The sequence below is a fragment of the Propionibacterium freudenreichii subsp. freudenreichii genome, assembly GCF_000940845.1.
Taxonomy (GTDB): domain Bacteria; phylum Actinomycetota; class Actinomycetes; order Propionibacteriales; family Propionibacteriaceae; genus Propionibacterium; species Propionibacterium freudenreichii.
Window position 1 is genome coordinate 2,121,493 of record NZ_CP010341.1, and the last position, 22,004, is coordinate 2,143,496.

The following is a 22,004-nucleotide window of genomic DNA, read 5'->3' on the forward strand; positions in this document are numbered from 1 at the left end:
TGATGCTCCCGGGGGTTCCCTGTGGCGGTGACGGAGGGATTTGAACCCTCGGTGGCTTGCACCACACTCGCTTTCGAGGCGAGCTCTTTCGGCCGCTCAGACACGTCACCGCGGAACAGCTTACAAGTGCAATCGCTCCCTGCGCCACTCAGCGCCGATCCCCGCGCTCAGCGACGCGTCGCGAAGAAATCGGTCAGCACGCGCTGGCAGTCGTCGGCCATGATGCCGCCGACCACCTCGACACGGTGGTTGAGGCGCGGATCGCGCACCACATCCCACAGCGAGGCAATCGCGCCCGCCTTGGGGTCGAAGGCGCCGAAGACCAGGCGCCTGATGCGGGCATTCACCAGCGCACCGGCACACATCGTGCAGGGCTCGAGGGTGACCACCAGGGTGCAGTCGTCCAGGCGCCACGCGCCACGACGCGCACACGCGGCACGGATGGCCAGCACCTCGGCATGTGCGGTGGCGTCGCCGTCCTGCTCGCGACGGTTCCCACCCTCGCCGAGCAGCACACCGTTCCCATCAAGCACCACGGCACCCACCGGCACATCGCCCGCTGCGCCCGCCCCACGGGCGAGCGCCAGGGCACACGCCATGTCGGCGTCCCACCTGCTCACCGACGTCGCCTCATCGGCGTCGGCCACCCCGGGCGCGCAGCGTCACCCGCTCAGGGGCCATCGTCGCCGAGGGCCTTGTCGAACGGCTCGGTGAACTTCATGTCCTCCACCACGCGTCCGACCAGCTCGCCGGAATCCTCGTCGAAGTCCTCGGCGATGGACTCCATCTCGAAATCGCTGACGCCCTGGTCGGCAAGGATGTCCAGATCGCCAACCGGCTCGGAATCGTCGTCGGGATCGGGCACCTCCAGCCCGAGGAAGTCGATCACGTCACGGGCGATCGGCCAGTCGTTGGAGGCCACGGCGTCATTCAGCAGCACCTGGATCTGGTTGCCGCGCACCCGGCACAGCACGAAGAACTCGCCATTGATGCTCACGGCACCGACGGCGCCCACGTCTCCGGGCATCCGGCGCAGCTGGGCGACCAGTTCGTCGAGGTCGTTGGCGCAGATATCGGGCAGCTCGGTGACGGTCGGTTCCCCGCCCTCGCGGTAGAGGGCTACGACGAAGTCGATCTCGTCCGAGGTGGCGTCGTCATAGTCATCATCGTCGTCATCATCATCGTCGCTGTCGTCATCGTCGTCGTCATCATCGCTGTCGTCGTCGAGATCGTCGTCGTAGTCGTCGGTCACGACGCTGGCGTCCAGCTCGTTGTCGTCGTCGTCGAGGCTGTCCAGGTCATCGGCGGTGCCCGCACGATCGGCACTGGTGTCGTCAACATCGGCATGGTCGACATCGGTCACGTCGATGTCCTTGTCATTCTTCTTGTCCCCGGTCACGGCAGCCCCCTTTACCTCGCGATGGACCCCAATATCCCATGCCGGACCAAAGCGCGCACCCCCCGGGTTGTACAGCGTCCAATGGGTGGCCGCGTCACGGTGCGACGAACGGCCGGCGTGGGGGCCAGCGCCATCCGCGTGCGTCGTCGGCGCGCGCACGATCCGGCGGATGTGGGAGGCTGGCGGTTGTGGAATTGCGCGTCGTGAATCATCCTCTGGTGGCCCATAAGCTCACGCACCTGCGCGAGGCGAGCACACCGAGTCCCACCTTCCGGCTGCTCGTTGCCGAACTGGTGACGCTGCTCGCCTATGAGGCCACCCGTGATGTGCTCCTCACCGATGTTGAGGTGGACACCCCGGTGGCACGGGCCAAGGGCAGTGCCCTGGCCAAGCCGAAGCCGCTCGTGGTGCCGATCCTGCGCGCCGGCCTGGGCATGCTCGAGGGCATGACGCGGCTGGTCCCCACCGCCGAGGTGGGCTTCGTCGGCATGGCCCGCGACGAGACCACGCTGCAGCCCACCACCTATGCCGAGCGACTGCCCCACGACTTATCGGGACGCCAGTGCTTCGTGCTGGATCCGATGCTGGCAACCGGCGGATCACTGGCCGGCTGCGTGAGCTTCCTGGCCGATCGCGGCGCAGACGACATCACCTGCATCTGCATCCTGGCGGCCCCCGAGGGCATCAAGCGGGTGCGCGAACTCACCGAGGACCGCGGCATCGACTGCACCCTCGTGGTGGCTGCCGTCGACGACCACCTCAACGAGCACGGCTACATCATTCCCGGCCTGGGCGATGCCGGTGACCGCCTGTACGGGCTGGCCGAATAGCGACGTCGCACGATCGTGCGGCCCAATGTGTACACGAACGCCACGGCGGCCAGCCCCACCGGGATGACCCACCACGGGAATCCCAACCCGACGCCCGGCGAGCCGGGACCGGTCTGGTCAATGATGTCGACGCGCTCGGCGTGCACCAGCAGGCGATGGCTGTTGACGCCGATGGGCGTGCAGGTGACCAGCGTCACCAGGTCGTGCCCGGGCGCGGGACGCAGCGTGGCCACCTGGGAGGGTTCCACCACCTCACTGCCGATGATCCGGTAGTGCAGTTGGCGTCCGATGGTGGTCAACGAGAACAGGTCGCCGGGCTGCAGCCTGTCCAGGTGGGTGAACAGCTCGGCCTCCGCCAGGCCGGCGTGGGCGGTGAGCACCGCATGGGTGTCGGTACCGCCCACCGGCAGCGACGAGCCGTACAGGTGGCCGACGCCCTTGCGCAGCGCCGCCTCGGTGGCACCGTGGTAGATCGGCAGGCTCTGGTTGATGCGGGGAATCGTGAGAGTTGACATCACGCCGTCGGCTTCGGCGTTGAGCTGGGCCAGGTAGAGCCTGGCGGGCTCGTCGAGCACCATCGGCTCGACGCCAGCCGTGTTGGTGAACGGGTCGATGATCAACCCACCGGGCAGCGACGCGTTGTAGTCCTCGGCAGATTTCAGCAGGGCAGCGCGCTGTTCGGGGCTCATGCGGCCGACGGCCTCGGCATAGGAGTGCATGGCGTCGCGCTCGGCGCGCGCCGAGAACCATGAGGCCGCCGAGGGATAGCACATCACGAGCACGCCCAGCAGCACCAGGCCGGCGATCAGCACGCGATCCCAGCCCGCAGGGCGGGTGGTGGGCCGACGGGCCTGGCGAGCGGCGTTCATCGTGGGGGTCTCCGTTTCGGGGCCGGGCCTGCCCGGCGCCTGGGGAAACCGGACTCGACGATGCGGTCATCGATGAAGCTGGTTTCCATGATGTCAAACGCCCGTGGCGCTGAGGGCACCGCCCCGTTCCCTGCGCGGAAACGCCGGGATGGAGCGAAAGGACCCCTCCATCCCGGCGCCATCACCGGTCATGGCCTCAGCAGGGGGTTGTCGTGGCCATGCCGCCCGCGTCGTCGCCCGGCACTCGCCTCGTGGCCGGAATGACGACTGGACCTGTGGCATCCGGCGCAGACTGCGAGCCGGATGTGCTCGCGGGCACCGAACTGTTCGCTGCGACGCCCAGCTCGTGCGAGTTCCCCCGGATGGGACGAGGCCAACCACCCACGCCGATCGGCACGACGCTGGCCAACGGGCCTTGTGCGGTGCGCCAGGAGGAGCGCTCCGCGACGGTGGGTCGGATGCCATTGCGTCGTGCATTCGAATGGTTGTCCTCGGCCATTCCATGGCTCCTTCTGCGCGGGGGTTCACAGAACTGTGGGGACCACAGGTTCACTACAAACAATAAGAAGCGGAGCGGCACTTGGCAATGGCGATCGGCACATCAACCGGGTGCCACGGGCGGCATCCCGCGGGGATTGTGCACCGTCAGATACTTTCGTGACACGCGATATTCGCAGCACCTTCGGCAAATCACTCACCATGCGATAACGCATTGCCTGCCATCAACCATCATGGGCCGATCGCTGTCGACATCGATCCGCCCCCGGGGATCATTGGCCGCGACACAGAAAGCCGTCCCGCCGCCGGGACACCGTGGATTACCGACCCCTGTAAATCAATCATCCGAGCCGCACACCGGACCCGCACAATCCGGCCTCACCCGCCGTCAGGACAGGGCGCCGGCGGGCGCATACACCGGTGCCGGAGCCTCCACCGGGACGCAGCCAGCCATATTTCTCGGATGCCCCGCGGCACGGCACCGCCAATCGCCTGCCATGTACGGACAATTCGGGACCCTATTGCATTATGCACGCATGCATTGTGCAATGGTGCAGGCCGGACGAGGGGACGTGGGTCAGGCCCGGACCTCCACATGTTTGCGCACATCACTCTGGATCTGCACCCGCGAAAATGGTCGACACGCATGCGGACGTATCGGTGTGCCGGCATTACTTCTTCGCGGCCATCCCCGTCAGGCGCGATGAGAAATTGCCCTGCGCTGCCAGGCGCCATGGGCCGAGGAATGTATTCTGTGCGCCAGCACCATTGGCAGGGTCGCCACCCCTCGACATCACACCCGACTCGTGGGCCGAAATGACACGACGCCGGAACGGGGAGCGAAACCCCATCCCGGCGTCGTATGAGCCAGCGGTTCAGCCCACGGGGAGCCGGCCGACAACGACGATCAGGCCAGTTGCCTGCTGCGTCGATGCGAGCGCACCAGCACCACGGTGGCCACGCCGATGATCGCCAGGCCCACGATGATGAACACCAGGGTTCCGGTGCCACCGGTCATCGGCAGCTGGAAGCCGACGTTGTGCTTCACATTGGTGACGGAGACCTGGTTCGTCAGCTGGTCCACCACCACCTGCACGGGCTCGGCCTGCAGCTCGTAGCCGTCGGGCGCCTTGATCTCACCCAGCCAGTACTCGTTGTAGCCCGGTTCACCGGATGCCACCTGGGCGTTGTTGGCGAAGTCCGAATAGCGCAGTGAGGCGATGATGGCCTTGCCCTGGTCATCGGTGGTCCAGGAGTCGACGCCGTCGATGGTCAGCCAGTTGGTGCCGGCCTTGGCGTCGGCGGCGTGGGATACACGCGGAACTGGGCGCCTGCCAGCATGGTGGTGCCGGCGTCCTTCTTGGTGATCTCGATGTTGCCCCACTTGGTCACCGGGGGATCGGCCACCGAGACACCGCTCTGGGGATCGCCCGGATCAACCGACATCGAGGGAAACAGCCTGGCGTCGTTGAGGATGATGCCGTCACCGATGTCACCCGCCACCTTGGTGGAGACGTCGACCTGCACCTGCACCGAGTTGTCTGCGCTCTTGGCCTGCCACAGCTTCGCGAGGCCCGCCGGGGTGAAGGTGACCGCCAGTGCCGTGGTGCCCTGGGCCGGCGTGATCACATAGTCCTCAGGCGCCAGCGCAACCTGCCCCTTGCTCAGCTTGACGGTGGCCGAGACGTAGTCCAGACGAGAGTCGAATGCGTCGGTGATCACATACCTGTCGGTCGCGCCGGTGCTGGGGATGTCGCCCAGGATCGTCCAGTTCACCGGGTCACCGAGCACCTTGGCCGCGGCGTCGTCGACGGTCTTGGTGATCGACGACTTGGCGTTCTTCGGGTAGACGTGCACCGTGTACAGCCACGCATTGAGGTCCGTGGGATGGGTGAGCGGCAGGGTCACCACGAAGTCGGGTGAGGGGGTGAGGCCGCTCGCCAGCTGCTCGGGGGTGAGCTTCTCCTGCACCAGGTAGCCACCCAGCGGCAGGCCGGTGAAGCTGGCCAGGCCAGCGGCGTTGGTCGTCTGGGAGCTGCCGGCCACGTTCTGCGTGGCGGTTCGCGCCTGGTCGACGGTCATCGCCGCCAACGCGTCCCATCCCGCCTGGGTGGTCAGGTCGATGCCGGGGATCTGCTTGACCACGAACTCGATACCACCCAGCGGGTCGCCGGTCACATTGGCCTGCTCCAGGCCGTTGCCCGGCGTCGGCGTGCCGGTGGGATTCACCCGCTTGTTGACGTTCAGGGTTCCGGTGGCGCCCGGGTCGATCGTGGCCGGATTACCCACGTCGGCCGCAGAGGCCCGGCTGGCGCCGAACATCGCCAGGGATGCCATGACCATCGCCACGACGCCGGCACCGAATCTGCGCCACCACCGCGTTCTTCTCGTCAGTGTCGTTGTCATTCTCATCTCATTTCCTTGTCGGACAGCGGGTCACCGGGACTCGCTGCGGCGGGGTGGGACAGCCGGGAGCGCATTGCCCCGGCAGCCGACGCGGTGGCGATGATCGCCAGGCCGGCAAGTACATAGGTCAGTGGCGAGGTGCTGCCGCCCGCCCAGGGCAGCTGGACGGCACGCTCGTCGCGCACATGGAGGGTGAATCCGTCGGCGGATGCCCAGGTGAGCTCCTGCCGGGGGGTGTCGATCCTGCCCAGCGGCAGGGCGGTGGTGCCGGAGACCACGGTGAACGGCACAGCGGCGGGCAGCAGGGCATGGCCGGGCAGCGACCTGGTCTCCACCAGCCAGAAGTTCCCGGTGGGCAGGCCGGTGACGTCGAAGCGTCCCACGCCTGCGGTGGGGTTCACGACGACGCCGGGCACCAAGCCACCGGGACGACCGCCGTCATCGAGGCGGATCTCGTAGTCGGCGCCATCCATGGGCGTCGGCTCGGCTGCCCCCGGATGGGCATAGCCGGATTTCTGCAGGTGGAAGACCAGCGGGTCGTTGGCGATGGCGACTGAGGGCGCCAGGTGGGTGGCGGTGACGGTCAGCTCGGTGGATCCCTGGGCGAGTGCATGGCCCGAGGGGGCCTCGGTCTCGACGAGTCGATGGCTGCCCCATGGTTGGTTGGTCACCACGAAGCGTCCCGGAGTCGGGTCGGTGTCGGCGCCGGCGTAGCCCGGCTGGCCGGTGTTGTCGACGACCGCCAGTTGCGCTCCCCCGGGTGCGGTCAGCTGCCACCCGGAGCCGGCGAGCAGGTCAGAGGACTGGCTGGTCTTGGTCCAGGTGAGCGTGCCGGGCTGCACGCTGTTGTGCAGCTGGCAGGTGACCTGCTGGCCGGCAGCCAGGGACCACTGGTAGGCCTCGCCCAGCTCCGGACGGGCCGGATCGACCGGCTCGCGGCGAAGCGTCTGGGCCGTTCCGCCCAGGGGCGTGCAGGTAATGCCCGTGAGCTCATATCCGGGCTGGGGCGCCTCGTCGAGCAGGTAGGTCTGGGCACCCAGGGAACGGGTCTGCCCGGAGGTGAAGTCGGTCCAGGCGGCGTTCGGATTGGCCATGAAGGCTTGCCTGCTGATGGCCCGGAGTGTCCAGGCGGTGGGATCGGTGGGTGCCCCGTAGTGCGGCTGCGGGAAGTCCTTGGTCGTGGTGAGCTTGCCGAGGTTGGGCACGTTGGTGAACTGGCAGGACGCGGCCGTACCCGCCAGCACGTACACGGTGGCGACCGGCCCCGTGCCGCTGCTGGTGTCGCTCGTCGTGCCGGTGCACTGCCAGGTGGTGAGGTAGCCAATCGGATCGCCGCTGGGCATGGTCTGGGTGAGGGTGACGGCCTGGGTGCTGAGCACCATGAGTGGACCGGCGGTCTGCGGCTGCACGCCGGTGGCGGTGCCGGAGGTGGTGAGGCTCGTGGCGGTGGCGTCGCCCTTGTGCACCGCGACGCTGAACTGGTCGGTGGGCAGGTTGCGTCCCTGCGGCAGGTTCTCGGTGACCGTGAGCGTGGGAGGCAGTGAGCAGCTGGCAAGGTCGCTGAGGCGCGAGCCCGGGGCGGAGCCACCGACGGAGGTGGCCACCGTGCCGAGCAGTTGCCAGCTGACCGGGTCGTAGCGGTAGACGGAGGTGGCGTCGCTGACGAACAGCGTGCCGTCGGCGCTGGTGGCCATGCCGGTGAGGCCGGTACCGGAGGCCCCCGCGGGCACCGGGATCTCCACGGCGCGGTTGGCGATCGGCATCAGTGAGTTGGCCGGCACCGTGATGAGTTGCACCTTGATCGAGCGTCCGCCGGGCATGGTCGGGTTCACCTTGGGCTGTGTGGACGCCAGGATGTACATGTTCCCGGCGGCGTCGAAGGCGATGTCGCCCTCCAGGCCGCGGCTGCCGGCGAAGTAGTCGGACTCCGGATTGCCGGTGGTCGCGTCGGAGGCGAAGTCGGGCAGGGGGATCGTCCCGATGGTGCGCCAGGCACCGTTGAGGCCGCCCGGCTTGTAGCTCGACAACCTGAAGGACATGGCCCCGCCCACGGTGCCGCTGGCCTCGAACGAGCCGAAGTAGAGCTGGCCGACGTCCGCACCGGTCGGCACGACGGCGCCAGCGGCCAGCGGCCGCTTCCCGCCGGGGCCATAGGTGGCGCGGGTCTGCGCCGACCACTTGTTGAGGACGAGCTGGGCATTCTGGTCGTAGTTGAACGACCGCGCGACGTCCAGGCCCTGCAGGGACGCAATCCCGTAGTTGGTGTCCGCAGCCGTGCTGTTACCGCGTTCCAGTGAATAGGCCGTCGTCCCGCCGGCGCCGATGCCGAAGGGCCCCATCCCCCACCTCGTCGGGTCGGTGCCGCTGCCCCACTGACGCGTGTTGGACGTCCACAACCCGGAGTTTCCGGCGGCGAATCCCGGGGCGTTGACCGGGGTGGTGACGGCGTTGGTTGAACTGACCTGCTTGATGGTGCCGTCCTCCGCCGCCGTGTAGACGTACCCGGGGGTGCAGTCGAAGGCGCCGGTCGCGCGCGTGTCGGCTGCGGGCGCTGGCGACGCAGTGGGCGCGCCGGTGGTCGCCGGCCCCGGCGCGCGGCCAGCCTCCGAGGGCTCCCGATCAGGTGTCGCACCGGGCGCTGCCGTGGGTAGGCCGCCGGTCGGCGCCGGCGTCACCGATGCGGCTGATGCCGGTGCCGGCGTTGGCGCGGGCGATGCCTGCGCGGCACCACCGTCCACCGCGACACCGGCGAACAGCACCGCCGAGACCAATCCGGCCACCCGGACCGCCATGCGACCACGACGGCGCCGTGAGCCGCCGGGGTCCCCGTCACGCAGGCGAGCCCGCGGGGCGGCGCCGGGGGTGGCGTCCGATCTGCGATGGTGAGCCATCATCGATCCTTCGGTCGGTGCAAGGTTCGTCGTTGACTCTACAAACCGGAATCAGCCCCGGGACCACCGCCCCCCGATTAGGGGAATCACCGGTTCCGCGCCATCGATCCCTCATGGAAGCCCCCACACCGGCGGCCGTCGAGAACACCGCACCACGCCATCGGTAATCCAGCACTGCGTGATATCGAATGCATCGGATAACCAGATTCCCCCTCGCGGAAATTCCATTTCCGGGCAGCATGCACCCCGAGAAGTGAACACCGTCATCGCGCACCGCACCGGCGATCTGCGCCCGGACCCCGCCGTCCACGAACCCACCACTTTGCACTGAGTGCAGTTCTCTCGTCGGGGTCACAACCCCCGGAAAAATACCGGCGTTTCCTGCGGGCAGGCACCGGTTTCCGCTTGTTGTGGGGCCCATGGCAACGAGCTCTTGCGCGAGACCCGGGGCTCCACCTGAGAACCGGATGCCCCCAGCCACTCCTGCGCCCGGCTGGGTGCACGCCACGCCTGACATCACGCTAAGAGAATCCCAGCATCGCCATGACGCCCCGCCCGCCGAATGCCCGCACCGCGCCAGCCGCCATGCCAAGCCCCGCACAATCCACGGCGCGGGCCGCCATTGCCTTGTCACAATAACCCACCAGAATGCGCGACGAATCACCACGCCACTTCTCCTGATAGGCTCGCAGCATCCATGACAGAAACAAGGCCCATGACATTGCCCGCCCGCGGGACGATAACCGCGCACCAACGAGGTGGTGGTGTCATAGCGTCGAAGCAACACTCCCGGTCGGCGGGGGTCTGATCGGTGGAGTGTGCGGATGGCGCGGGTGGGGTTGTCGTTCAGTGACAGGTCGGAGATCTCGACGGCCTCGAAAGCGGGCTGGTCGGTGCGGAGGATCGCCCGTCACCTGGGGCGTTGCCCGTCGGTGATCTTGCGGGAGCTTCACCGGAACTCGACGAAGACCCGCGGCTACCAGGCCGTGACCGCAGACGTCAGAGCGCAGCGTCGGCGGGCTCGCCCGCAGCAGCGGAAGGTCGCGGGGGATCCGGTGCTGCAGGCGAGGGTGGAGGCGGATCTGGCCGCGTCGTGGACGCCGAACGAGATAGCGGGCCGGTTGCGTCTGGAGGCGACAGACCCGACCGTTGAACGCATGGCGAACTCTGCTGACGCACGCGGCCGAACCGTCTCCGGTGAGGCTATCTACCAGTACATCTACGCAATCCCGAAGGGTGAGCTCGCCCGCAAGGGCATCTTCCTGCAGTCCAAGCGGACCAAGCGCCGACCACGTACGACCGGGCGGACGCGCGGTGGCCCAATCGTAGGTATGGTCCCGATCGCGGAGCGAGGTGAGGACGCCGCCCAGCGTCGGGTGCCGGGGCACTGGGAGGGTGACCTGATCATCGGGAAGAACGGCACCTCGTGCGCGGCGACGCTGGTGGAGCGGATGAGCGGGTTCACCGGGCTGCTGGCCCTGTCCTCGAAACACGCCGAGCCAACCGCTGACGCGGTCATCGAGTTTTTCAACGACTTGCCCGAGATGATGAAGGCATCGTTGGCGTGGGACCAGGGCAGCGAGATGGCCCAGCACGCGAAGGTCTCCCTGGCCACGGCGATGCCGGTCTACTTCGCCGATCCCCACTCGCCCTGGCAGAGGCCCAGCAACGAGAACACGAACCGGCTCTACCGGGAGTATCTGCCCAAGGGCACGGTGATCCCCGATCACCAGCCCTACCTCACCACCATCGCCGAGGAGATCAACAATCGACCCCGCCGCCGACTGGGCTATCTCACGCCCACCGAGGCATTCGCTCGACTGCTCGCCGGCGAGCCCCATGTTGCTTCGACGCCTTGACATCGCCGGTGACTATGCGCGGATAATCCACCCGCCGGAGCCAGTGTGCGCACCACGGTGCGACCCCGACCCCCGACGCCGGTTGGCCCCACCCGGGCCCGCGATGCCCATCGGACACCCCGGCCACGCGTGCCCGCGGGCGTTCACGCGCGCGAGCGGATCACAGGTCACCGCGCACATCGCATAGAATTGTCAGGTTGCGGTTTGCCTCAGCGAGCCGTCGTCACGCACAGAATCGTCCCTGGGCCCCGCACAAGCGCCCCAGCCACCAAGCCATTCAGTTCGGAGTTTTATGACCGTCAAGCGCCGCAAGGATCTGCGCAATCTCGCCATCGTCGCCCACGTCGACCATGGCAAAACCACCCTCGTGGACGCCATGCTGTGGCAGTCCGGCGCCTTCCGAGCGGGCAGCGACGTCGAGACCCGGGTAATGGACTCGATGGACCTGGAGCGCGAGAAGGGCATCACCATCCTGGCCAAGAACACGGCCGTCAAGCACACCATGACCGACGGGCGCACGCTCACCCTGAACATCATGGACACCCCCGGCCACGCCGACTTCGGTGGCGAGGTGGAGCGCGCCCTGGAAATGGTCGATGGCGTGCTGCTGCTCGTGGACGCGTCCGAGGGCCCGCTGCCCCAGACGCGTTTCGTGCTGCGCAAGGCAATGGCCAAGAAGCTGCCGATCGTGGTGGTGATCAACAAGGTTGACCGTCCTGATGCACGCATCGACGAGGTGATCAACGAGACCTACGAGCTGTTCATGGACCTGCTCGATGACGCCGACGGCAATGGCCTGGACTTCCCGATCCTCTACGCTTCGGCGAAGGCCGGCAAGGCGTCGCTGACCAAGCCCGCCGACGGCCAGCTTCCCGACAGCCCCGATCTGCAGCCGCTGTTCGACGTGATCGAGAGCTCGATCCCCGCCCCCGAGTACCACGAGGGCGCACCCCTGCAGGCCCACGTGACCAACCTCGACTCGTCGCCCTACCTCGGCCGCCTGGCCCTGTGTCGGGTGATGGAGGGAACCATCAAGCGCGGCGAGATGGTGGCCTGGTGCCGCCGCGACGGCTCGATCCAGAACGTGAAGCTCTCGGAGCTACTCATCACCGATGCGCTGGAACGCGTGAGCGTTGAGAGCGCCGGCCCGGGCGACATCATCGCCATCGCCGGCATTCCCGAGATCACCATCGGTGAGACGATCGCCGATGTCAACGACCCCAAGCCTCTGCCGCTGATCCACGTGGACGAGCCCTCGCTGTCAATGACCATCGGCATCAACACCTCGCCGTTGGCCGGCAAGTCGGGCAAGCTGCTCACCGCTCGCCTGGTGAAGGGCCGTCTCGACCAGGAGCTCATCGGCAATGTGTCGATCAAGGTGCTCAACACCGAACGTCCCGATACCTGGGAGGTGCAGGGACGCGGCGAGCTGCAGATGGCCGTGCTGGTGGAGATGATGCGCCGCGAGGGCTTCGAGCTCACGGTCGGGCGTCCTGCCGTGGTGACGCACCACGACGAGAACGGTCGCCTGATGGAGCCCACGGAGCGCCTCACGATCGATGTGCCCGAGGAATTCCTCGGCGTCGTCACCGAGATGATGGGCGTGCGCAAGGGCACGATGCAGGAGATGGTGAACCACGGCTCCGGCTGGGTGCGCATGGAATATGTGCTGCCCTCACGCGGTCTGATCGCCTTCCACACCGAGTTCCTCACCGCCACCCACGGCACCGGGATCTCGAACCACGTCTTCGAGGGCTACGCCCCCTGGGCCGGCTCCATGCGCCAGCGTCCCACCGGCTCGCTGGTGGCCGACCGCACCGGCGTGGTGTCCAGCTATGCGCTGTTCAACCTGCAGGAGCGCGGCCAGCTGTTCATCGGACCCGGCGACGAGGTGTACGAGGGCATGGTGGTCGGCGAGAACGCCCGCCCCGACGACATGGACGTGAATCCCACCAAGGAGAAGCACCTGACCAATGTGCGCTCCGCCACCGGCGACGAGCTGGAGCGCCTCATCCCGCCGCGCCGGATGAGCCTCGAGCATTCGCTGGAGTACTGCGCCGGCGACGAGTGCCTCGAGGTGACGCCCGACGTCGTGCGCGTGCGCAAGGTGGTGCTGGACGCCCGCGACCGTGCCAAGGTGCGCACCAAGGAGAAGTCGGCTGACGCCAACGTCTGATCGATCAACCACCACAGAGGCCCCCGTCATCGTTCGATGACGGGGGCCTCTGTGGCTTTCGGGGTGGCTTCCGGGCCGCCCTCCGGGCCTCAGATGAGGCGTCGCCGCAGACCGGGCTCGGGCTTGACGTGCAGGCCGATGTCGGGATCGACGATCGGCTCCTGGTTGGCGGCGATGTCATCCACGCTCAGGGTGGCCTCCACCGGCACCGCGCGACGCACCAGGCCGAGCGCGATCGGGCCCTCCTCGAAGTGCTGGGCCGAACTGCCGACCACGCCCACCGGTTCGCCGTCCAACAGGATCGGATCGCCCGGCGCGGGAAGCCGGTTCATCGAGCCGTCGAGCAGCAGGCGCACGAGGCGGCGTGGCGGACGTCCCACGTTGTGCACGCGGGCCACCGTCTCCTGGCCGGTGTAGCAGCCCTTGTCGAGCTCGGTGGCATACAGGCCCAGCTCGTTGGGCAGGGTCTTGTCGTCGGTGTCGATGCCGATGCGCGGCACGCCGGCCGCGACCCGGGCAGCCTCCCAGGCCCACACGCCTGCCAGGCGCGGATTATCGGGCGAGGGAACATCATCGGCGGCAACGATCACGAGCTGGCCATGGCCCAGCGGGGCGTCCACGGCCGGGGCCAGCGCCGCCGGCAGGTCGGCGGGATCGATCCCCTCCCCCACCCACAACACGCGGGCGTCGTCGCGTGGCGACACCTGCACCTTCAAGCGGAAGGGCATCGAGTCCAGGAACTCGGCCAGTCCCACGCCCTGCATGTCCGGGCCCGTGGGGACGCCGGTTGCCGGGGCCGGTTCGGCCGGATCGTCCGGCGACGCGCTGGACGCCGGATCGGTGATCACCCACAGCCGCTCTCCGTCGTCGACGGCCTGCAGCCCGTAGCGCACCTGGCCGGTGGGCGACAGGATCAGCGCATTGAGGCCCTGACCGGGGGGCAGCCCGTCGAAACGGCCCGTGCTCAGGGAATGGAGCCAACCCAGCCGGTCGTCGCCGGTGACAGTGAGCACCTGACGATTGGTCAGCGCCACGATCGCCTGACCGGCGGCAATGGCGCGTTCCTCGGCGAAGGGATCGCCGCGGTGCCACAGCAGTCCGGCGTCGGGACCCTCGGGAACCAGCACCACGCCGCTCATGATTCGCTCCCACCCGAGCAGCCACGGCCGCTCACAGATTGGTTCTCACCCGAGCGACCACGGCCGCTCACCAGTTCTCCTCCACCCGAGCGGCCACGGCCGCTCACGAGTTGTCCTCCACCCGAGCGGCCACGGCCGCTCACGAGTTGTCCTCCACCCGAGCGGCCACGGCCGCTCACAGGCTCTTCCTCGCCAGGCGACCCCACATGTACGGCTGCAGCGGCACGTCCTTGGCCGCCCGATCGAAGGTCCACAACAGGTCGCCCTCCACATTGCCGTAGAGGCGCTCCCCGCCGGTGTATTCGAGCTCGGAGTTCTTCGTGCGCGCCACCACATCGGTGACGAGCTCGATCTTGGCGCCGTCGATCTTGCCGGTCCACACCTCGCTCCACCCGTTCGGGTGGCACATCACCACGTCGACGCTCTTGTCGTTGATGGGACGCCAGAAACCGGTCTCCATGCTGATCGGCGACACGGGGTTGCCGTTCTTGTCGGCCACATAGGTCTGGCTGAAGTAGTGCAGATAGGGCTGTCCGTTGGTGGAGAACTCGATCTGCTGGCCGAATTCAAAGTCGCCACTGTCGGGCCAGGTGCCGTGGCCATTGCCCTGCCAGCGTCCGATCAGCCAGGCCAACGGCATGAGCGCAGGATTCAGATCGGTGGGGATCTCGAAGGGCATGGTCAGCTACTCCTCATCAGACGCCTGTTTTCCTGATCAGATGCCGCGTGGGCCGGCGCCGGCGTCCGCGGGGTTCGGTGCCACGCAGCCATCGCAGGGCCACGATCAGCATGGCAACCGCCCCTGCCAGGATCGCGACGGTTGCCACGATGAGCAGGATCAGGTCAAGGGTTGCCACGCACCCAATTCTAGGGGAGCGTCACAACGAGCGGCCGTCGCCGATCCCGGGGCCGGGTGCCCGTGGCACCATTCAGGCGTGAGAGTGCCCGTGGCACCATTCAGGTAGGAGAGTGCCTGTGGCAGCATTCAGGCATGAGAGTCGTGTTGCAAAGGGCGAGCCGCGCGCAGGTGTCGATTGATGGGCAGGTTGTCGGCCAACTTCCCGCACCCGGGCTGGTGGCGCTGGTGGGCGTCACGCACGGCGACGACGCCGCCACCGCCGACAAATTGGCCGCCAAGACCTGGAACCTGCGCATCCTGGAAGATGAGAAGTCAGCCAGCGACGTCAACGCGCCGATCCTGGCCATCAGCCAGTTCACGCTGTACGCCGACACGCACAAGGGGCGTCGTCCCAGCTGGGGCGCGGCAGCACCCGGGCCGGTGAGTGAGCCCATCGTGGATGCCTATGTGGCCGCGCTGCGCAAGCTCGGCGCCCACGTGGAAACCGGTCATTTCGGGGCCGATATGCAGGTGGAGCTGGTCAATGACGGCCCGGTCACGATCATTCTCGATTCCGAGCACTGAGCTGGTTGGGTGCACCCATCCGCGACGACCGGCGCACCATTCAACACCATGGGTGAGCGGGCGATCGGCCCGATAACGTCGATGAAACGCCTGATCGGGCCACCCGGGTGCCAACTATTGTTCAAGAACGGACCGGATGGGCCGATCTCGGGAGGGCGTTGTCCATGAGCGATGCATTGTTCGTCTCGCCCACGACCGACCCCAAACCCCTGCCCGGCGCCCTGACGCTGTTGCCCCACACCATCGACCAGGTGCAGGGCGGCGACAAGGCGATCCTGCAGATCCCCGACACCGATGCGGTGATCATCGACGGGCGCGGCGATCTGGGCGCCACCCGGGTGACCACCCGCCTCATCGTCAACTCGGGGGCCGCCAAGCCCACCTTGTTGCTCATCCCGTTGCAGGGCCTGTCGGTGCTCACGGCCGAGTGGGGCGTCACCGATTTCATCGTGGAGGACTCCGAGCCGGCCGAGTGGGAGGCGCGCCTGCAGCTGATGCTCACCGCGCAGGGACATGCCACCATCACCGGCGGCTCCATCGTGGTGGACGAGGCCGCCTATGCGGCGTCGGTGAACGGGCGCCCGCTCGACCTCACCTACACCGAGTTCGAACTGCTCAAGTACCTGGTGCACCATCCCGGCCGCGTGCTCACCCGCGAGGACCTGCTCAAGAAGGTATGGGGCTACGACTACTACGGCGGCACCCGCACCGTGGACGTGCACATCCGACGCCTGCGCGCCAAGCTCGGGCCCGAATACGACTCGTATATCGGCACCGTGCGCAACGTGGGTTACCGGTTCAACCCCCAGCAGCGCAAGGACTGACCACCCCCGGCAGGTGACCCCGATGATGGCCATTCCGTCATCGTCCAGCGGGGCGACAGAGCCTCAGGAAGAACAACCACCCGGCACCGCACGCCACTGGGCATCACACTCACCCACCCTCTCGAGAGCCTCGCGTTCACCTGCCGGTCACCCCGTCAAACCGATCGGCGATTCCTCACCGCGGACCCACGGGAGTGACCCCCGACGAGGCGGTGCAATTCGCCTCAACGTCCTTGTGGAGCAGGCCCGCATCACCAAGCTCCAGGGAGCTGACGATGTTGTCGAAGTATTCGCGCGTATTCGCATCGCTGGCCACCTGATACATGTGCATCGCATGGAGTCCCCGCAGCTGTGTCACCACCTTGTCCGCGTGCGACGTGGGATCTTGCAGATAGTAGTTCTCCCATGCGCAGAACCACGCGCTATCGGCATCAGACATCCCGACGCCCGGTTGCGCCCTGCCCGGCGACCGGCCCGGAACAGTCGGATGATCCATTTCCTGATATCTCGGACTCGGAATCGGAAAGCCGTCCGGCCAACTCAGCGAGGCGGCTTCACGGGAGAACTCCTCACCCACCGCCACCCCGTCCAGGTTGCCGGACTTCTGGCCGGTCGAGCAGCCCGTCAGCACAAGCGCACACCCCAGCGCTGCCACGAGGACGCTTCCCACCCGGCACCGCACGCCACTGCTCATCACATTCACCCACCCTCTCGAGAGACCCTTGCCCGCTTGCTTGTCACCCGATTGAACCGATCGGCGTCCTCATCGTGGACCCACGCGAGGGACCCCCGACGAGGCGCTGCCATCCGCCTCGACGTCCTTGTGGAGCAGGCCCGGGTCGCCGAGTTCCAGATGCGGCCGCTCCTGCACCATGGCGTCGCGCCGTGCCAACCCGCACGGGCCTGCAACACCTGCGCAACCAACCCCGCCGCCGTGGCGGGTGCACCATTCCACGCAAAGCGTCAGCCCCCTGCGCCACCACTGTCAATGGCTCGGGAGCATTTGTCATCAAAGTGTGACATTTCATCGATTGGGGCCGAACCGGCCTCCGTGCCCTGCCACGCCACTCCCGATGCCGATTAACACGCGTTGATCAGTTTTTCCCGATACTTTCAGCCAGCCCCACCCGGGATATCACTTCCCCGCGACACACCATTCCCCTAGTGTGTCTTCCTGATAACCAATCAGCGGCCGGGCGCATGGTTGCGCACGATAATCGTCCAATCATCAGGACAATTGCCGGCCACCACATTCCGCCGGGGACGATGAATGTCCTGACAGGTGGTCATTAGATCAAAGGGGAACACATGAGTTCAATTCGGGTTGCAGTTGTCGGAATCGGCAACTGTGCGTCGTCGCTCATCCAGGGCGTCACCTTCTACCACGACGCACGGGCCGACGAGACGGTGCCGGGTCTGATGCACGTGCAGTTCGGCAGCTACCACGTCAGCGACATCGAATTCGTGGCGGCCTTCGACGTCGATGCCGCCAAGGTGGGCCTCGACCTGGCCGACGCCATCGACGCGTCCGACAACTGCACCATCAAGATCAGCGACGTGGCACCCACCGGCGTGACGGTGAGCCGCGGCGTGACGCTGGACGGGCTGGGCAAGTACTACCGCGAGACCATCGAGGAGTCCGCCGAGGAACCGGTGGACGTGGTGCGCACACTCAAGGACGTGCACGCCGACGTGCTGGTGAGCTATCTGCCGGTCGGCTCGGAGGAAGCCGACAAGTACTACGCGCAATGTGCCCTGGACGCCGGGTGCGCCTTCGTCAACTGCCTACCGGTGTTCATCGCGTCCGACCCGCAATGGGCCCAGAAGTTCGTGGACGCGGGCCTGCCGATCGTGGGCGACGACGTCAAGAGCCAGATCGGCGCAACCATCACCCATCGCGTGATGGCAAGGCTGTTCGAGGAGCGCGGCATCCAGATCGACCGCACCTATCAGCTCAACGTGGGCGGCAACATGGACTTCAAGAACATGCTCGAGCGCGAGCGGCTGATGTCGAAGAAGATCTCCAAGACGCAGGCGGTGACCAGCAATGTGGAGCACCACTTCGAGGAGCGCGACATCCACGTGGGCCCCTCGGACTACGTCGACTGGCTCGATGATCGCAAGTGGGCCTTCGTGCGCCTTGAGGGACGCAACTTCGGGGGCGCCCCGGTGAGCCTCGAATACAAGCTCGAGGTGTGGGACTCCCCCAATTCCGCCGGCGTGGTGATCGATGCCATCCGCGCCGCGAAGATCGGACTCGATCGGGGCATCGGTGGCCCGCTGCTGTCACCGTCGAGCTTCTTCATGAAGTCGCCGCCCGAACAGCGCCACGACGAGGCCGCCCTCGACTCGGTGGAGGCGTTTATCCGGGGCGAGCTGGCGCTCTAGGTATCCGGGGCGAGCTTCGCCCCAGGCATCCGGGGCGAGCTTCGCTCCGGGCCCCCGGGGCGCCCACGCTCCACACCGGCGCCGGTTGCCCACGGCCCCTCCGCGAGGGCAACCGGCCACGCCGAGGGACGTTTTCCTCCGGCACCGCCGGATTTGCACCCGGGCAACCGCTGCCACCGCCGTTCGTCACTGGCAGATTCGATAGAATCGAACTGTGCGTGACGTTAGTCTCGAAGCGGAGGCATCTGTTTCGTTGACGTGAAAATGCCCCGTTGTTCAACCCGAAATCAGAATACAAAGATCACACTGTTGATCGACAGTTTCGATTCCAATTACCAACGAAGGCTGTGAGAGCGATGAGAGTAGCAGTAATCGGCGTCGGTGACATGGGCGCAGAAATGATCCCACACCTGGTGGAAACAGATTTCGAGATCGTTGCCTACGACAAGCTGCCCGAGCGCCTGCAGCTGGCGAAGGATGCCGGGGCCAAGGTGGCCGGTTCGGTGGCTGAGGCCGCCACCGGTGCCGACGTCGTGATCCAGCTGACCATGTCGGATGACATCCCCGATGTGTTGCTGGGCGAACAGGGCGCGCTGGCCGTCGTGAAGCCGGGCGCCATCGTGGTGGTCACCTCGACCACCACCCCGCAGATGCTCAACCGGGTGATCGAGGCCGCGCCAGCCGGCGTGGAGGTCGTCGACGCCCCGATCGTGGGTGGCGTGCGCTACGCCCGCGAGAAGTCGGTCACCTTCCTGCTGGGCGGCAGCGAGCAGGTTGCCTCCAAGCTCGATCCGGTGCTGTCGGTGATGGGCATCATCCGCTATGTCGGCAAGTCCGGAAACGGCGTGGCCTACAAGCTGATCACCAATGTGGCGATCATGGCGGCCGAGGCCGGCCTGCGCGAGGCCCTCGACCTGGCCGACGAGCTCGACATGGACTACGAGCTCTCACTCGACCTCATGTCGGTGGGACCGATGGCAGCCGTGGTGAGCCGCACTCGACACCAGCAACCCGCGTCCGCTGCGTCGCTCCGCCGAGGACGACGACACCCTGCTCTCGGCGGTCAGCGATCCCGAGCGTGTCCTGCCGATCTCCGTGGCCGGGCGGGGACGCCTGTGGGAGGCCGTGCATGCCAAGGAGGGCTTCGATCCCGACTTCGTCGACCTGACGCGCAAGACGACGGCCCGCAACAACTGATCGACCACCAGAACCGGTGACCGCAAGCCGGGGAGACGCCACACCGGCGCTCCCCGGCTTCGTCGCATATGGCCCGCCCCTCCCGTGTGGGGCGCCCTCACTATCGTGGGAGCAGCGGCGACCCACCCCGGTTCCGGGCGCGGGGCCGGCCACCATCCAACCCGGGAAGGGCCACACCATGGCACACAAGCAGACAGCAGGACGCGACAACCTGGGCGAGCTGGCACCCACCTTCGCCGCCCTCAACGATGACGTGCTGTTCGGGCAGGTGTGGTCGCGCGAGGGCCAGATGCCGGCCCGCCAACGCAGCCTCATCACCTGCGCCAGCCTCATGTCGCAGGGGCTCTTCCCCCAGTTGGAGGCGCACCTGCGCATCGCGAAGGCCAACGGCGTCGCCAAGCAGGAACTGGTGGAGACCTTCACCCAACTGGCCTTCTATGCGGGCTGGCCCAAGGCATGGTCGGCCTTCGGGCTGCTCAAGGACATCTACGCCGACGTGCCCGACGACACCCCCGATGCCGGGCTGTTCCCGCTGGGCTCCCCCACTGATGGCCCCAACTTCACCGGACATGCCTGGCTGCACATGCTCACCGGACCGGACAATCCCCTGTCAGCCGGCAATGTGACCTTCGCCGCCGGGTGCTACAACCGCTGGCACACCCATCCGGCCGGCCAATTGCTGCTGGTGACGGCCGGCCACGGCTGGGAGCAACAGCAGGGCAAGCCCGCCCGCGAGCTGCACGCCGGCGACGTGGTCGAGTGCCCTGCCGGCGTGCAGCACTGGCACGGTGCCGCCCGGGACTCCACCCTCACCCACGTGGCCGTGACCCCGGTGCCTGCCGGCCAGGCCGCCGTGGAATGGCTCGAGTTCCCCAGCCGCAGCGATTACGAGCAGCTCGACTGATCCGACGGTGACCCGGAGTGATCCGACGTCGTCAGGCCTGCCCCGCTGCCCGGGCGCGCTCGCGTTCGAGCACCGCGGGGAGCCGGGCGGCCCATTCCAGTGAGTGCCTCACGCCGTCGGAAATGCTCAATTCCGCATTCCACCCCAGAAGTCGTTCTGCCTTCCCGGTGAGGGTCGCGCAGCCGACGACGTCACCAAGTCGTGCCGGGGCGGTCCCCATGTCCAGCCGCACACCCATCGCGTCACCAAAGGCATCGACCAGCTCGAACACGGTGGTCCCCCTGCCACTGCCGAGGTTGATGACGTCAAAGCCGGGCACCTGCGCCTGCAACATCACCGAATCAAAGCATTCGAGCGCGGCAATGTGGGCCCGGGCGAGATCCCAGACGTGCACATAGTCGCGCAGCCCCGAACCGTCACGAGTGGGCCAGTCAGTGCCCGTCACGGTGAACGTCCCACCGCCCTGGTAGGCCTCGATCATCTTGCCCAGCGCATGGGTCGGCCGCTCGTCCTGCAGGCCGCTGCGCATCTTCGGGTCTGCGCCGATCGGGTTGAAGTACCGCAGCGCAACCACCTCCATCGCACCGGTGGCCGCGAGGTCGCGGAGCATCCTCTCGAGCATCCACTTGGACGCGGAGTAGGGGCTGTGCGGAACCACTGCGCTCGACTCGTCAACCAGCTGGCCGTCCCCACCCTCATACATGGACCCGGTGGAGCTGAGGATGAATCGGCGAACACCATGCCCGCACAGCTCCCGCAACAGGACGAGGGTCTTGGAAACGTTGTTCTCGTAGTAGTCCAGGGGCGCGGAAACGGATTCGGGCACGACGATCTTCGCGGCACAGTGGATCACCGCATCAATATCGGGATGCTCGGACAGGATCCGTCGGATCAGTGGAACGTCGGCAATATCCCCCTCATAGTTCAGATATGGCGCGGCGAATTACCTCAGGCCCTTGCTGTAGTCATCCAGAATGACCGGGGTGATGTCATTATCTGCGCAACAGGCCGCGACGGATGACCCGATATAGCCTGCGCCACCGGTAATGAGAATCTTCATGCAGTGCCCCTCAGTTGGAGGTCGCAATCCTGCGACCGCGGGGCGCCAGCCTATGAAGGCATCGGCATGCGAGCAGGGGCCCGGGAGGATTCACTGCTATCGGTGCGCGCCGCCGGACCCCGCCGGGCCACGGGGACGAAG

19 protein-coding genes and 1 tRNA gene are annotated in these 22,004 nt (G+C 67.1%); 8 read left to right on the forward strand and 12 right to left on the reverse strand.

Going from position 1 to position 22,004, the window contains the following annotated elements; genetic code table 11:
• Positions 1-22: 22 nt before the first annotated feature.
• The 3 genes from RM25_RS09270 to RM25_RS09280 form a co-directional block, all read right to left on the reverse strand.
• A tRNA-Ser gene (locus tag RM25_RS09270) sits at positions 23-110 on the reverse strand.
• Positions 111-167: 57 nt separating this feature from the next.
• The gene (gene tadA, locus RM25_RS09275; protein WP_414102691.1) at positions 168-620 is read right to left on the reverse strand and encodes a tRNA adenosine(34) deaminase TadA; all 453 of its coding nucleotides are present in this window, start codon (positions 618-620) and stop codon (positions 168-170) included.
• Positions 621-670: 50 nt separating this feature from the next.
• Positions 671-1,399, reverse strand: a complete 729-nt coding sequence (locus RM25_RS09280) for a tRNA adenosine deaminase-associated protein (protein ID WP_013161813.1) — start codon at positions 1,397-1,399, stop codon at positions 671-673.
• 203 nt (positions 1,400-1,602) lie between these two features.
• Between RM25_RS09280 and upp the strand changes: the two genes are divergently transcribed.
• On the forward strand, positions 1,603-2,229 hold the full coding sequence (upp, locus tag RM25_RS09285) for a uracil phosphoribosyltransferase (RefSeq protein ID WP_171035519.1): 627 nt from the start codon (positions 1,603-1,605) through the stop codon (positions 2,227-2,229).
• Here the strand turns inward: upp and RM25_RS09290 are convergent.
• The 4 genes from RM25_RS09290 to RM25_RS09310 form a co-directional block, all read right to left on the reverse strand.
• A complete protein-coding gene (locus tag RM25_RS09290; RefSeq protein WP_013161815.1) occupies positions 2,172-3,098 on the reverse strand; it encodes a class C sortase in 927 nt (308 codons plus the stop codon). The genes upp and RM25_RS09290 overlap by 58 nt on opposite strands.
• 1,405 nt (positions 3,099-4,503) lie before the next feature.
• Positions 4,504-4,980 (reverse strand): SpaA isopeptide-forming pilin-related protein, encoded by a 477-nt coding sequence (locus RM25_RS09300; RefSeq protein ID WP_041704255.1) that lies wholly within the window; start codon positions 4,978-4,980, stop codon positions 4,504-4,506.
• A complete protein-coding gene (locus RM25_RS09305; protein ID WP_157761757.1) occupies positions 4,869-6,002 on the reverse strand; it encodes a SpaH/EbpB family LPXTG-anchored major pilin in 1,134 nt (377 codons plus the stop codon). Before RM25_RS09305 ends, RM25_RS09300 begins: the two co-directional genes overlap by 112 nt.
• A gap of 2 nt (positions 6,003-6,004) precedes the next feature.
• Positions 6,005-8,893: an MSCRAMM family protein gene (locus RM25_RS09310; protein WP_144406062.1), complete on the reverse strand. Its 2,889-nt coding sequence runs from the start codon at positions 8,891-8,893 to the stop codon at positions 6,005-6,007.
• Between the two features lie 824 nt (positions 8,894-9,717).
• Between RM25_RS09310 and RM25_RS09315 the strand changes: the two genes are divergently transcribed.
• Both RM25_RS09315 and typA read left to right on the forward strand, forming a co-directional pair.
• Positions 9,718-10,752 (forward strand): IS30 family transposase, encoded by a 1,035-nt coding sequence (locus RM25_RS09315; RefSeq protein WP_044635816.1) that lies wholly within the window; start codon positions 9,718-9,720, stop codon positions 10,750-10,752.
• A gap of 292 nt (positions 10,753-11,044) precedes the next feature.
• Positions 11,045-12,928 carry a translational GTPase TypA gene (gene typA, locus RM25_RS09320; protein WP_013161819.1) on the forward strand — a complete coding sequence of 628 codons (1,884 nt, stop codon included), beginning with the start codon at positions 11,045-11,047 and terminating at the stop codon, positions 12,926-12,928.
• An 89-nt stretch (positions 12,929-13,017) separates the two neighbouring features.
• Here the strand turns inward: typA and ygfZ are convergent, their stop codons facing one another.
• The 3 genes from ygfZ to RM25_RS12780 form a co-directional block, all read right to left on the reverse strand.
• Positions 13,018-14,067 (reverse strand): CAF17-like 4Fe-4S cluster assembly/insertion protein YgfZ, encoded by a 1,050-nt coding sequence (gene ygfZ, locus RM25_RS09325; RefSeq protein WP_044636364.1) that lies wholly within the window; start codon positions 14,065-14,067, stop codon positions 13,018-13,020.
• A gap of 175 nt (positions 14,068-14,242) precedes the next feature.
• Entirely contained in the window at positions 14,243-14,746 is a 504-nt protein-coding gene (locus RM25_RS09330; RefSeq protein ID WP_013161821.1) for a heme-binding beta-barrel domain-containing protein, read from the reverse strand.
• Positions 14,747-14,762: 16 nt separating this feature from the next.
• Positions 14,763-14,924 (reverse strand): hypothetical protein, encoded by a 162-nt coding sequence (locus tag RM25_RS12780; RefSeq protein WP_013161822.1) that lies wholly within the window; start codon positions 14,922-14,924, stop codon positions 14,763-14,765.
• Between the two features lie 134 nt (positions 14,925-15,058).
• Between RM25_RS12780 and dtd the strand changes: the two genes are divergently transcribed.
• Together dtd and RM25_RS09340 are read left to right on the forward strand one after the other, a co-directional pair.
• Positions 15,059-15,490 (forward strand): D-aminoacyl-tRNA deacylase, encoded by a 432-nt coding sequence (gene dtd, locus RM25_RS09335; RefSeq protein ID WP_013161824.1) that lies wholly within the window; start codon positions 15,059-15,061, stop codon positions 15,488-15,490.
• Between the two features lie 164 nt (positions 15,491-15,654).
• Complete coding sequence (locus RM25_RS09340) at positions 15,655-16,314, forward strand: response regulator transcription factor (RefSeq protein WP_044636365.1); 660 nt, start codon at positions 15,655-15,657, stop codon at positions 16,312-16,314.
• Positions 16,315-16,489: 175 nt separating this feature from the next.
• On the opposite strand, the gene RM25_RS09345 is transcribed toward RM25_RS09340, so the two are convergent.
• A complete protein-coding gene (locus RM25_RS09345; RefSeq protein ID WP_144406063.1) occupies positions 16,490-16,969 on the reverse strand; it encodes a hypothetical protein in 480 nt (159 codons plus the stop codon).
• Between the two features lie 653 nt (positions 16,970-17,622).
• Between RM25_RS09345 and RM25_RS09350 the strand changes: the two genes are divergently transcribed.
• The 3 genes from RM25_RS09350 to RM25_RS09360 all read left to right on the forward strand — a co-directional run bounded on the left by RM25_RS09350 (position 17,623) and on the right by RM25_RS09360 (position 20,803).
• On the forward strand, positions 17,623-18,702 hold the full coding sequence (locus RM25_RS09350) for an inositol-3-phosphate synthase (protein WP_044636367.1): 1,080 nt from the start codon (positions 17,623-17,625) through the stop codon (positions 18,700-18,702).
• Positions 18,703-18,974: 272 nt separating this feature from the next.
• A complete protein-coding gene (locus RM25_RS09355; protein WP_080774536.1) occupies positions 18,975-19,919 on the forward strand; it encodes an NAD(P)-dependent oxidoreductase in 945 nt (314 codons plus the stop codon).
• A 158-nt stretch (positions 19,920-20,077) separates the two neighbouring features.
• Positions 20,078-20,803 carry a carboxymuconolactone decarboxylase family protein gene (locus RM25_RS09360; RefSeq protein ID WP_044636368.1) on the forward strand — a complete coding sequence of 242 codons (726 nt, stop codon included), beginning with the start codon at positions 20,078-20,080 and terminating at the stop codon, positions 20,801-20,803.
• Between the two features lie 31 nt (positions 20,804-20,834).
• Here the strand turns inward: RM25_RS09360 and RM25_RS09365 are convergent, their stop codons facing one another.
• The gene (locus RM25_RS09365; RefSeq protein WP_311318738.1) at positions 20,835-21,731 is read right to left on the reverse strand and encodes an NAD-dependent epimerase/dehydratase family protein; all 897 of its coding nucleotides are present in this window, start codon (positions 21,729-21,731) and stop codon (positions 20,835-20,837) included.
• Positions 21,732-22,004 lie beyond the last annotated feature (273 nt).